Annotated in this window: 3 protein-coding genes; 2 read left to right on the top strand and 1 reads right to left on the bottom strand. The window is 52.0% G+C overall.

Annotated elements, in window-relative coordinates; all coding sequences use genetic code 11:
- Window positions 1-18: 18 nt before the first annotated feature.
- A complete protein-coding gene (mtnN, locus tag C12CBH8_RS04380; protein ID WP_171846205.1) occupies window positions 19-750 on the bottom strand; it encodes a 5'-methylthioadenosine/S-adenosylhomocysteine nucleosidase in 732 nt (243 codons plus the stop codon).
- A 674-nt stretch (window positions 751-1424) separates the two neighbouring features.
- On the opposite strand from mtnN, the gene C12CBH8_RS04375 reads away from it, so the two are divergent.
- Window positions 1425-7475 (top strand): GH92 family glycosyl hydrolase, encoded by a 6051-nt coding sequence (locus C12CBH8_RS04375; RefSeq protein ID WP_215533626.1) that lies wholly within the window; start codon window positions 1425-1427, stop codon window positions 7473-7475.
- A gap of 520 nt (window positions 7476-7995) precedes the next feature.
- Complete coding sequence (locus C12CBH8_RS04370; protein WP_215533625.1) at window positions 7996-14259, top strand: GH92 family glycosyl hydrolase; 6264 nt, start codon at window positions 7996-7998, stop codon at window positions 14257-14259.
- The last annotated feature ends 64 nt before the right edge of the window (window positions 14260-14323 follow it).

Here is a 14323-nt window from a genome sequence, read left to right as displayed (position 1 = left end):
CTCACAGCGGCCAATCGGTTAGTTCCAGAAAGAATCCCCCACCATCAACTGATTCAAAAGGCTCTGTAAGACATCGACCAACGAGGATTCTGCTAAATTGTTCATCTCTGTGTATTCATCTACCGACTGTTCCGCCGCATCGTCCGAGATCTTGCGGATGGATAAATAAGGGATACCCGCCCGATAGCACACCGATCCGATAGCTCCAGTTTCCATGTCAAAGGCCGTCAGATCAAAAGTCTTGTAATAAAGGTCTTTTTTATCGGCATTGTTCAGGAACAAATCGCCGCAGCCCAAGATACCGCTTTTCAAACCTGGGCATGCCTTTTGGACCGCCTCCAAAAGACGGGGATCAGCTTGATAACAGAATTCCTGTCCCGGCTTTTCTCCCAACTGATAGCCTAAGGGTGTCAAATCGAAGTCGGCTTCTACATACTGTGTACCGGCCACGAAATCGCCCCGGCGCACATTGGAAATCGCTCCTGATAAGCCGATGTTGAGCATGATGTCAACCCCTTCGGAGGCAAGAAAAGCCGCTGCAGTCGCGGCATTCACCTTTCCAATCCCGCACAACACCGCATCCAATTGTATTTTACGTCCCTGATTTTCCAAAGCGAAGGAAATTCTTTCGTATCCCAATAATTGATTTTCCCTTCGTTCGCTCTGATCCTGGCTCCATTCGGCAAACGGTTTAAATTCCATTTCATCTGCGATGACCAACCCGACTCGTAGGACCGGCTGGGAGGACATAACCATCACTTCCTTTGTGTTATCGTTTCACATGTCACTATTATTAATGTATAACGCGAAAAATTTCTAAAACGCGAATCTTTCTAGAATCGGTTTTAAAATGCCGTCCAATTACTTTACTGTGAAAACCGCTCTTATAATCAGTTTTTTATTATAGACTTGTTCCAATCTTCTGTCAATCAATGCCTGTTATAAGAGATGTTCTCTTATTTCTTTTTTCATTGTATTTTATAGTTCTTTATCTTGTTTTAATAATAAGCAAAAATATTGATTGTTTTCATATGACTTCTTGCACAAAAGTTATTCATCTCGTTTTTACAATATATCAGAAAATTTGATTAGATTTAAAAATGGGTTTCACAAAGCACAAAATCGTGCTATAATAGCGATGGAATTGGGCCAAATAATGTGGATAACATTCAAAATTATCTCCTATTCACAATTCCACTTCTTCATCTTAATATATTAACTGTTGTACAGTCCTGCAATTGTTTAGCAGTTTTGTGGTCACGTGTTCCCCAAATTCTTCCGTGGCCTGTTTTCTGCTTCAAAATAATTGAAATGCATAAAGGAAGGGGGTGCATATAACGTGGGGCTGTCTTAGGGTAGACGGCTTCATGTTTTTATATTTTCTAAGGAAGCCCGAAGAGCAAGAAGTTTATGGAGGTAAGAAAATGAACGCAAAAGCTAAGAGATTACTTTCTCTTGCGCTGAGCACACTGATGGTTTCATCCACAGTTAGCTTTGCTATCCCTGCTTCTGCCGAGCCTGCTATGGGCGAAGGCAGCACCGATTCCTTCTACTCATCCTTTGAGTCCGACGAAGGGCTCGCTGTAAACGGCGCAGTCGAAGTCACTGACGAGGGAGAAACCTTAGCCAGTGGCAGCAAAATGTCTATCTCGACTAGCGGCACCGCATGGTCCGGCAGCAAAGGTCTGAGCATCTCCGGTTCCCAAGACGCCGCCGGCCACGGCTACAGCTACAATGTCATTTATGACAATCTGGACATTGCCGTCGGCCCTGACACCAAGCTGTCTTACCTGGCAAAGCCCAGCAGCGGTGGCTATAGCTACGACTTTGACTATAGCTACGACTTTGACTACACTAGTCTCTATATGGCCATCGATCTGAAATTTACCGATGGTACATATCTGAGCGACCTGGGTGCTACCGACCAGAACCGTTATCCCTTCACTCCCACCGGAATGGGCGAAGGCAAGGTTCTGTTCAACGATCAGTGGAACTATGTCGGTTCCCGCATCGGTGAAGTAGCCGCCGGCAAAACCATCGAGAAGATCCTGATTGGCTATGACAACCCCAATGGTACAGGCAAGTCTTTCATCGCTTCTATCGATGATATCACCATCGAGAATTCCCCTGAAGTCGTTTACGAGCGTCCGTCCGACTATGTGTACACCCTGCGTGGCACCAACAACCAAAACCGCTTTCATTCCCGCGGCTTGACCGGTCCGGCCACCGCAGTGCCCCACGGATTCAACTTCTGGTCCCCCAACAATGTGAGCACCGGCGAAGGTAACGTATATCAGTACGATACTGCTGAGGGCACCATGAACTGGATGCGTCTAGGCCACGTGGCCAGCGTGTGGATCGGCGACCGCCGCTGCTTCTTCTTTATGCCTGTCACCGGCAGCGGCAGCACTGCTCGTTATTCCCACGACAACGAAACTGCAAAAGCCCATTACTACAGCGTCGAGTTCAACAAAGACGACGGCAATATGTCGGCCGGCGCAAAGTTGGAACTGGCTCCCACGATGCACGGTTCCATCACGCGCTTCACCTTTGACGACGGCGTTGCCAACCGTAAAGTGAAATTCACCAACGGCAACGGCGGCGGAATCACCTTCAACGCCGAGGACAACAGCTTCACCGCCATGGGTTCCTCGAACCTGAACGCCGGCAACAACGGCATGGGCAACCTGTATGTCTACGGTATCTTTGATACCGCTCCCACTTCCACCAGCTCTACGGAAGTCTCCTTCGGCGAGGACGTTGACGTGGTCAACATGAGAATCGCCACCTCCTTCATTAGCTACGAGCAGGCTAAGAAGAACCTGGAGCAGGAGATCTCTAAGGAAGATACTTTGGAAGACGTTAAAGAGCGTGCTCAGACCCTTTGGGATGAGAAGCTGGGCACCATCGACGTAGAAGGCGCCAGCTTTGAGCAGCTGACTACTCTCTACTCTAACATGTATCGTCTGTTCCTGTATCCCAACTCCATGGGTGAGAACACCGGCACAGTAGATGAACCCCACATGCAGTACCAGAGCCCCTATGGCAACGGCGTCCAAGACGGCGACCTTTACTACAACAACGGCTTCTGGGACACCTACCGCACCACTTGGGCGGCTTATGCCCTGCTCACTCCCGAGAGCAACACCACTTTGCTCAACGGCCTGGTTGAGCACTATCAAGACTGCGGCTGGATTCCGCGTTGGGTTGCCCCCGGCGGCACCAACTCCATGGTAGGCACCAGCTCCGACGTCATCCTTGGCGATGCCATCATGCGCGGCCAGGTATTCAACTACGATGATGCTTATGACTCGGCCATCAAAAACGCCGCTGTGGTAAGCTCCGACAGCACCAAGGGCCGCCAGAACACTCTGGACAGCGCCATCTTCAAAGGTTACAACAACCGTTCCGAAGGTTTGTCCTGGACCCTGGAAGGCTGGATCAACGACTACGGCATCTCCAACATGGCCAAGACTCTGCGCGACATGGAAGAACCCGGCTCTCAAGAGTGGGAAGAGTACAATGACGAGTATGAGTACTACCGCAACAACGCCATCCGTTACACCCATCTCTTCAAAGACGGTTGGTTCACCTCCAGCAGCAGCCTGAGCGATCCCACCCGTTGGGGCGGCGACTACACCGAGACCAACGGCTGGAACATGGCTTTCCATACTCCTCAGGACGGCAACGGCCTTGCCAACCTCTACGGCGGCAAGGATAAGCTTGGCGAAAAGCTGGACGCTCTTTTCTCCACGCCCGGCACCTTCAATCCTGGTTCCTACGGCAGCACCATCCATGAGATGCGTGAAGCCCGCGAAGTCAAGATGGGCCAGTTCGGTATGAGCAACCAGCCCTCCCACCACATTCCTTACATGTATCTTTACACCGATCGTCCTTGGAAGACTCAGTCCACTGTCCGTGAGGTCATGGAACGCCTCTATATCGGCAGCGAGATCGGCCAAGGCTACTGCGGTGACGAAGACAACGGTGAGATGTCCGCTTGGTATGTTCTCTCCTGCCTGGGCCTCTATCCTCTGAACATGGGCAGCGGCGAATTCGCCATCGGCTCCCCCCTGTTCGAGAAGGCCACCATCCATGTGGAAGGCGCTAACGATATCGTCATCAATGCCCCCGGCAACGATCACGACAGTGTTTATGTCCAGAGCCTGAAGGTCAACGGCGAGGACTACAACAAGACCTACATCAAACAGACCGATCTGGTCAACGATGAAGGCAAGACCGTCACTTTGGACTTTGTCATGGGCGATGAACCCAACACTTCTTTCGGCACTGCCGAGGATTCCGCTCCCCCTTCCATCACCCAGGGCAATGAGAAACCCAATCCCAAAGAGGATCTGGCTGAAAGCGTATCCATTGTGGATTCGGCTGATCAGCTGGCCGGCGAAGGCAAAAAGGTTTATGCTGAGAATATCGGCAGCACCTCCAGCCTCTTCAACAACAGCACCAGCGGTTCTTCCAGCATCACTGCTGACACCGCTTCCCTGACCTTCTACCTGGGTGCTGGCAACAAGCAGGCTGTCAATATGTACACTATCTCCAGCTCCACCGGTTCCAATGCCCCTGTATCCTGGACTCTGGAAGCTTCCAACAATGGTACCGACTGGGTTACCATTGATGAGAGAGACAACCAGGTCTTTGAGTGGAACCGCTATACCCGTCCTTTCGCCACTGAAAATGAAACCCGTTACTCCTTCTACCGTTTCAATTTCGATGGCAACAACGGCAAACAGATTTCTGAGATTCAGTTCCTGGGTATCGACCAAGGTCCTATCTATGATAAGGCTGAACTGGAAAATGCTCTGGAAAATGCCAACACCTACGAAGGTACCTATTACACAGAGGATTCCTTCAAGGCTTTGACCGATGCTATCGCAGCTGGTGAGACCGTTTTGGCCAATCCGGACGCTACGGAAGACGATTACACTGTAGCCGTCAACGATATCAACAAAGCCATCACCAATTTGGTAGACAATGGTCTGAAGGGTCTGGAAGAAGCTGTCTCCAAAGCCGAAGGCTACAAAGGCGACAACTATACTCAGGAATCCTTTAAGGCTTTGACTGACGCTCTGGCCAATGGTAAAGCGATCCTTGAAAAAGAAGATGCTACCAAGGCTGAGCGCAACAGCGCTACTCAGGCCATCAACAACGCTATCAAAGGTCTCGAGAGCAACGGCCGTGCCGAACTGGACGCCGCTTTGACCAAAGCAAAGGCCATTGATGGCGCAGGTTACACCGAGGAATCTTTTGCAACTCTGACTGCCGCTATCGAAGCCGGCCAGAAGGTTTACGACGATCCTTCCTCCTCCAAGCAGGATTGCCTCGACGCCACCTCTGCGATCGAAGACGCTATCTATTACTTGGAGAGCAGCGCTACCCGCGCTCCCTTTGATAAGATCGAAGCAGAATCCTACAACGCCAACTTCTCCGAGGGTACCATTAACGTTCGGAGTGATTCCGGCGCCAGCGGCGGACAGTATATTTCGGGCAACTACTATGGCGATGCTACTGCAGCCTTCCGCCGCGTAGACTTTACCGATACCAACGGTGCCTCCGGCATCACCGTCGGTTATCAGCAGTCTTATGGCACTGGTTCGCTTGAGATCCGCACTGGTTCCCCCACCGGCCCGCTGGTAGCAACCCTGAGCCTGCCCAGCACCGGTTGGTATGAATATGGCGAAGAAACCTTTGATCTGGATTCCGTAATTCCGCCTCAGCTCACTAATGTCTATGTGGTTCTGAAATCCAGCTCCTTGTATCTGGACTACATCCAGTTCGTCGAGGCTGAGGATCCCAACGGTCCTCCCACCGACAAGAATATCCAGGATCTGAAGGATGCTTTGGCCGAAGCCGCCGAGGCTGAAAAGAACTCCAACTACTACACCGAGGAATCCTATGCTGCTTTGGCTAAGGCTAAGGAAGCTGCTGAAGCTGTCCAGGCTGATCCTGATGCAACCTGCGGCGAATACAACATTGTAATTGCCGACCTGCGTGAAGCCCTCAGCGGCTTGGTTGACAACGGTGTCAAGGGCTTGACCGAGGCTGTGGAAGCTGCCAAAGAGTATAACAACGACGACGGCAAATACGACGAAGAATCCTGGGCTATCCTGCAAGAAGCTCTCGCCAAGGGTGAAGCTATCCTGGCTAAGGAAGATGCCACCAAGGAAGAACGCGATGCTGCCGCTGCCGAGATCAATACCGCGATGAACAGCTTGGGAGTACTCCGCAAAGCTTACGAGAAGATCGAAGCCGAAACTTTTGACCAAGACATCAGTAAGGGCATCGTCAACGACGGACCCAACATCGGCGGCTGCCAGCCTGGCGAATGGGCCGGTTACCATTATGTCAACTTTGGCAAAGTGGGCGCTGAGTCCTTCACCATGTACTACTCCGCTGAAAACGGCGGCAGTGGCAACCGTATCGTCGATCTCTGGATTGACGGTCATGACGAAGCTTCCGGCGGTACTAAGATCGGTACCATGACTGTAAGACAGACCGGCGGCTGGAGTAGATACCAGGAAGCCTCTGTTGATCTGGATGTCACACCTACTGGTGTACATGATTTGTACTTTGTCTTTGATGCTGACTACAACCATGTTGTCAATATCGACTGGTTCCAGTTCACCGAAGCTGAACCCAGCATCCCCAGCGAAGAAGACCTGCAGGCATTGAAAGACGCTATCGCAGAAGCAGAAGCTTACGATGCCAACAACTATACGGAAGATTCCTATGCAGCCCTGACCTCCGCCGTGGAAGCCGGCAAGGCCCTGCTCGACAACGCCGATGCTACCAAGACCCAGGTCCTGGATGCCACCCAGGCCATCAAGGACGCCATCGACGCCCTTACTGCTAAGGAATTCGTCCTCTCCGCTTCGGCTGATAAGGATACTTATGAGCCCAACGAGACCATTACCCTCACCATCAAGACCTCCGCTGACCGCAGCCGCTTTGCCCTCCTCAACGAGAACGGCAAATATGTCACCATCCTTGGCATGAAGTCGGTGTACAACCCCGAGGACAACACCAAGACATGGACCATCAAGACTGCCGTAGCATCCCAGGGAGAGAACCGCGTGCTGACGATCGCCACAGCAGCTGTGGGAGGAAGCTTTGTGAACTCTTCAGTGACAGTGAGCTTCTCGGTGGCAGCCAAGCCGTCGGGAGAGAAGATCCTGTCGGTATCGAGTGCAGGAATGGCGAAGGTAAACGAATCGTTCGTTGTAGAAGTAGAGACTACAGCAAATGTGGAGACAGTAGGCATCTTCAACGAAAGAGGAAATGCGATCACGAAGGAAGCAGTAGAGAGCACGGTAAACGGAGATGTAAAGACCTTCAAGATCACGATATCGGTTGGATCTGTAGGCAACCGCATCTTCACGGCCAAGATCAAGGATCCCGCAACTGGCCGTTACATCGATGATCCCTGCCTCACCTTCCCCATTACTATCACCAAATAACGAGAGAGGATAAAGGATTTTCTTAAACCCCTTAATCCTTCGTTTCCCGGCCCTGTACATAACACAGGGCCGGGTTCCTTTTTTACGGAATTATATTTTCACATTATCTTTTTGTATTTTATTTTAATATAAATTATTCACAGAAGTTATCATCAGTTTTCTTGCAATATATCAGAAAATTTGATTGAATTTGAAAATAGGTTTCATAAAGTATAAAATCATGCTATAATAGAAATGTAATCGGCATAAATAATGTGGATAATATTCAAAATTATCTCCTGTTCACAATCCCACTTCTTCATCTTAATATATTAACTGTTGTACAGTCCTGCAATTGTTTAGCAGTTTTGTGGTCACGTGTTCCCCAAATCCTTCCGTGGCCTGTTTTCTGCTTCAAAATAATTGAAATGCATAAAGAAAGGGGGTGCATATAACGTGGGGCTGTCTTAGGGTAGACGGCTTCATGTTTTTGTGTTTTTTGAGGAAGCCCGAAGAGCAAGAAGTTTATGGAGGTAAAAAAATGAACGCAAAAGCTAAGAGATTACTTTCTCTTGCGCTGAGCACACTGATGGTTTCATCCACAGTCAGCTTTGCTATCCCAGCTTCTGCCGAGCCTGCTATGGGCGAAGGCAGCACCGATTCCTTCTACTCATCCTTTGAGTCCGACGAAGGGCTCGCTGTAAACGGCGCAGTCGAAGTCACTGACGAGGGAGAAACCTTAGCCAGTGGCAGCAAAATGTCTATCTCGACTAGCGGCACCGCATGGTCCGGCAGCAAAGGTCTGAGCATCTCCGGTTCCCAAGACGCCGCCGGCCACGGCTACAGCTACAATGTCATTTATGACAATCTGGACATTGCCGTCGGCCCTGACACCAAGCTGTCTTACCTGGCAAAGCCCAGCAGCGGTGGCTATAGCTACGACTTTGACTATAGCTACGACTTTGACTACACTAGTCTCTATATGGCCATCGATCTGAAATTTACCGATGGTACATATCTGAGCGACCTGGGTGCTACCGACCAGAACCGTTATCCCTTCACTCCCACCGGAATGGGCGAAGGCAAGGTTCTGTTCAACGATCAGTGGAACTATGTCGGTTCCCGCATCGGTGAAGTAGCCGCCGGCAAAACCATTGAGAAGATCCTGATTGGCTATGACAACCCCAATGGTACAGGCAAGTCTTTCATCGCTTCTATCGATGATATCACCATCGAGAATTCCCCTGAAGTCGTTTACGAGCGTCCGTCCGACTATGTGTACACCCTGCGTGGCACCAACAACCAAAACCGCTTTCATTCCCGCGGCTTGACCGGTCCGGCCACCGCAGTGCCCCACGGATTCAACTTCTGGTCCCCCAACAATGTGAGCACCGGCGAAGGTAACGTATATCAGTACGATACTGCTGAGGGCACCATGAACTGGATGCGTCTAGGCCACGTGGCCAGCGTGTGGATCGGCGACCGCCGCTGCTTCTTCTTTATGCCTGTCACCGGCAGCGGCAGCACTGCTCGTTATTCCCACGACAACGAAACTGCAAAAGCCCATTACTACAGCGTCGAGTTCAACAAAGACGACGGCAACATGTCCGCCGGCGCTAAACTCGAGCTTGCCCCCTCTATGCATGGTTCCATTACCCGTGTCACCTTTGATGAGGGCGTTGCCCAACGTAAAATCAAGTTCACCAATGGTAACGGCGGTGGAATCTCCTTTAACGCCGAGGACAACAGCTTCACCGCCATGGGTTCCTCGAACCTGAACGCCGGCAACAACGGCATGGGCAACCTGTATGTCTACGGTATCTTTGATACCGCTCCCACTTCCACCAGCTCTACGGAAGTCTCCTTCGGCGAGGACGTTGACGTGGTCAACATGAGAATCGCCACCTCCTTCATTAGCTACGAGCAGGCTAAGAAGAACCTGGAGCAGGAGATCTCTAAGGAAGATACTTTGGAAGACGTTAAAGAGCGTGCTCAGACCCTTTGGGATGAGAAGCTGGGCACCATCGACGTAGAAGGCGCCAGCTTTGAGCAGCTGACTACTCTCTACTCTAACATGTATCGTCTGTTCCTGTATCCCAACTCCATGGGTGAGAACACCGGCACAGTAGATGAACCCCACATGCAGTACCAGAGCCCCTATGGCAACGGCGTCCAAGACGGCGACCTTTACTACAACAACGGCTTCTGGGACACCTACCGCACCACTTGGGCCGCTTATGCTCTGCTGACTCCCGAGAGCAACACCACTTTGCTCAACGGCCTGGTTGAGCACTATCAAGACTGCGGCTGGATTCCGCGTTGGGTTGCCCCCGGCGGCACCAACTCCATGGTAGGCACCAGCTCCGACGTCATCCTTGGCGATGCCATCATGCGCGGCCAGGTATTCAACTACGATGATGCTTATGACTCGGCCATCAAAAACGCCGCTGTGGTAAGCTCCGACAGCACCAAGGGCCGCCAGAACACTCTGGACAGCGCCATCTTCAAAGGTTACAACAACCGTTCCGAAGGTTTGTCCTGGACCCTGGAAGGCTGGATCAACGACTACGGCATCTCCAACATGGCCAAGACTCTGCGCGACATGGAAGAACCCGGCTCTCAAGAGTGGGAAGAATACAACGACGAGTATGAGTACTACAGAAACAATGCCACTCGTTATGTCCACCTCTTCAAAGACGGCTGGTTCACCTCCAGCAGCAGCCTGAGCGATCCCACCCGTTGGGGCGGCGACTACACCGAGACCAACGGCTGGAACATGGCTTTCCATACTCCTCAGGACGGCAACGGCCTTGCCAACCTCTACGGCGGCAAGGATAAGCTTGGCGAAAAGCTGGACGCTCTTTTCTCCACGCCCGGCACCTTCAATCCTGGTTCCTACGGCAGCACCATCCATGAGATGCGTGAAGCCCGCGAAGTCAAGATGGGCCAGTTCGGTATGAGCAACCAGCCCTCCCACCACATTCCTTACATGTATCTCTTCACCGATCGTCCTTGGAAGACTCAGTCCACTGTCCGTGAGGTTATGGAACGCCTCTACATCGGCAGCGAGATCGGCCAAGGCTATCCCGGTGACGAAGACAACGGCGAGATGTCCGGTTGGTACGTCCTGTCCTGCCTGGGCCTCTATCCCCTGAACATGGGCAGCGGCGAATTCGCCATCGGTTCTCCCCTGTTTGAAAAGGCCACCATCCATGTGGAAGGCCACAACGACATCGTCATCAACGCTGAAAACAACAGCCATGACAACGTCTACGTCCAGAGCCTGAAGATCGACGGCGAGGACTACAACAAGACCTACGTCAAACAAACCGACCTGGTCAACGACGAAGGCAAGACCGTCACTTTGGATTTCGTCATGGGCGACCAGCCCTCCACTTGGGGCACGGATGAAGATTCCGCTCCCCCCTCCATCACCCAGGGCGATGAGAAACCCAATCCCAAAGAGGATCTGGCAAACGACGTGAGCTTTGTTTACTCTGCCGCCCAGCTGGCCGGCGAAGGCGTCAAGGCTTACCCGGTGAACATCGACGCCGATTACTTCCTGTTTGACAACAGCACAGGCAGCTCCTGGAGCGACGGTTCTTCCTCCACCATCAGCGGGGATACCGCATCCCTGACCGTCTACCTGGGCACGGGCAACAAGCAGGCCGTCAATATGTACACCATCTCCAGCAGTTCCGACGGTTCTACCGCTCCCACATCCTGGACTCTGGAAGCCTCTGTCAACGGTACCGACTGGGTCACCCTTGACGAGCGCGACAACCAGGTCTTTGAATGGGGCCGTTACACCCGTCCCTTCGCCATCGAGAACGAGACCCGTTATTCCTACTATCGTTTCAACTTCGACGGCAACAACGGCAAAGTGATCTCCGAGATCCAGCTCCTGGGCATCGACCTGGGCCCCGTCTACGACAAGGCCGAACTGGAAGCTGCTTTGAAAAACGCTGAATCTTACGGAGATACCTATTACACTCCGGAATCCTTTAAGGCCCTGACCGACGCCATCGCAGCCGGTGAGGTTGTCCTGGCCAACCCGGACGCCGGTGAGGACGACTACACAACAGCCGTCAACGCCATCAACAATGCCATCGCCGGTTTGACCGACAACGGCCTCAAGAGCTTGCAGGAAGCAGTCGCCAAAGCCGAAGGCTACAAGGGCGACAACTACACCGCTGATTCCTTCAAGGCTTTGACCGACGCTTTGGCCAATGGTAAGGCCATCCTTGAAAAGGGCGCCGAAGCCACCAGAGAAGAGCGCAACAGCGCTACCGATGCGATTAACACCGCCATCCAACGCCTCGAGAGCAACGGCCGTGCCGAACTGGACGCCGCTTTGACCAAAGCAAAGGCCATTGATGGCGCAGGTTACACCGAGGAATCTTTTGCAACTCTGACTGCCGCTATCGAAGCCGGCCAGAAGGTTTACGACGATCCTTCCTCCTCCAAGCAGGATTGCCTCGACGCCACCTCTGCGATCGAAGACGCTATCTATTACTTGGAGAGCAGCGCTACCCGCGCTCCCTTTGATAAGATCGAAGCAGAATCCTACAACGCCAACTTCTCCGAGGGTACCATTAACGTTCGGAGTGATTCCGGCGCCAGCGGCGGACAGTATATTTCGGGCAACTACTATGGCGATGCTACTGCAGCCTTCCGCCGCGTAGACTTTACCGATACCAACGGTGCCTCCGGCATCACCGTCGGTTATCAGCAGTCTTATGGCACTGGTTCGCTTGAGATCCGCACTGGTTCCCCCACCGGCCCGCTGGTAGCAACCCTGAGCCTGCCCAGCACCGGTTGGTATGAATATGGCGAAGAAACCTTTGATCTGGATTCCGTAATTCCGCCTCAGCTCACTAATGTCTATGTGGTTCTGAAATCCAGCTCCTTGTATCTGGACTACATCCAGTTCGTCGAGGCTGAGGATCCCAACGGTCCTCCCACCGACAAGAATATCCAGGATCTGAAGGATGCTTTGGCCGAAGCCGCCGAGGCTGAAAAGAACTCCAACTACTACACCGAGGAATCCTATGCTGCTTTGGCTAAGGCTAAGGAAGCTGCTGAAGCTGTCCAGGCTGATCCTGATGCAACCTGCGGCGAATACAACATTGTAATTGCCGACCTGCGTGAAGCCCTCAGCGGCTTGGTTGACAACGGTGTCAAGGGCTTGACCGAGGCTGTAGAAAAAGCGGAAGGCTACAAGTACAACAACTACACCGAAGATTCCTGGCAGGCACTGGTCGATGCTTTGGCCAACGGTAAAGCTATCTTGGGTAAGGACAACGCTACCAAAGATGAGCGTGATGATGCTACGAAAGCTATCAACGACGCTATCGCCGGACTCACCAGCAATGGCCGTGTAGAACTGGATGCTGCTTTGAAGAAAGCAAGATCCATTGGTCCTAAATTCTATACGGAAGATTCCTTTGCTATCTTGACTGCCGCTATCGAAGCCGGACAAGCTGTCTATGATAATCCTGAGTCCTCTAAACAGCAGTGTGACGACGCTACTGCAGCTATCGAGGCCGCTATCAATGGTTTGGTCAGCAATGGCAAACAGGATCCCTTCAATCGGATTGAAGCCGAAAAGTTTGACGACAGCTATGGCAGTGTAAAATCTGAAAGCAACTATGGCGCCAGCAATGGCCAAAGCGTCGGGTTTGTAACAGTAGGCGATTATCTTGTCTACAACAAGGTCGACTTCGAGGGTAGTAATGGTGCTTCCAAGATCACCATCAACTATGCTAACATGTATGACAGTGAAGTCGAAATCCGCCTTGGTTCTACAGACGGCGCTCTTGTTGCTACCCTAAAATTACCTGCTACCGGTTCTTGGACTAAATTTGAGGAAACCACTATTGATCTCGACACTGCTATCGATCCGGAAGTCGTAGATCTTTATATGGTCTTCACCAAGCAATCCACAAATGTGGACTACTTCTCCTTCACTGAGTCTGAGGAAGCTCCCTTGCCCAGCGAAGAAGACCTGCAGGCATTGAAAGACGCTATCACAGAAGCAGAAGCTTACGATGCCGATAACTACACGGAAGATTCCTATGCAGCCCTGACCTCCGCCGTGGAAGCCGGCAAGGCCCTGCTCGACAACGCCGATGCTACCAAGACCCAGGTCCTGGATGCCACCCAGGCCATCAAGGACGCCATCGACGCCCTTACTGCTAAGGAATTCGTCCTCTCCGCTTCGGCTGATAAGGATACTTATGAGCCCAACGAGACCATCACCCTCACCATCAAGACCTCCGCTGACCGCAGCCGCTTTGCCCTCCTCAACGAGAACGGCAAATATGTCACCATCCTTGGCATGAAGTCGGTGTACAACCCCGAGGACAACACCAAGACATGGACCATCAAGACTGCCGTAGCATCCCAGGGAGAGGACCGTGTGCTGACGATCGCCACAGCAGCTGTGGGAGGAAGCTTTGTGAACTCTTCAGTGACAGTGAGCTTCTCGGTGGCAGCCAAGCCGTCGGGAGAGAAGATCCTGTCGGTATCGAGTGCAGGAATGGCGAAGGTAAATGAATCGTTCGTTGTAGAAGTAGAGACCACAGCAAATGTGGAGACAGTAGGCATCTTCAACGAAAGAGGAAATGCGATCACGAAGGAAGCAGTAGAGAGCACGGTAAACGGAGATGTAAAGACCTTCAAGATCACGATATCGGTTGGATCTGTAGGCAACCGCATCTTCACGGCCAAGATCAAGGATCCCGCAACTGGCCGTTACATCGATGATCCCTGCCTCACCTTCCCCATTACTATCACCAAATAACGAGAGAGGATAAAGGATTTTCTTAAACCCCTTAATCCTTCGTTTCCCGGCCCTGTACATAACA

Source organism: Solibaculum mannosilyticum (assembly GCF_015140235.1).
Taxonomy (GTDB): Bacteria; Bacillota; Clostridia; order Oscillospirales; family Acutalibacteraceae; genus Solibaculum; species Solibaculum mannosilyticum.
The sequence above is the reverse complement of the archived record's forward strand: the minus strand, read 5'-3'. Positions and strand labels throughout refer to the sequence as shown.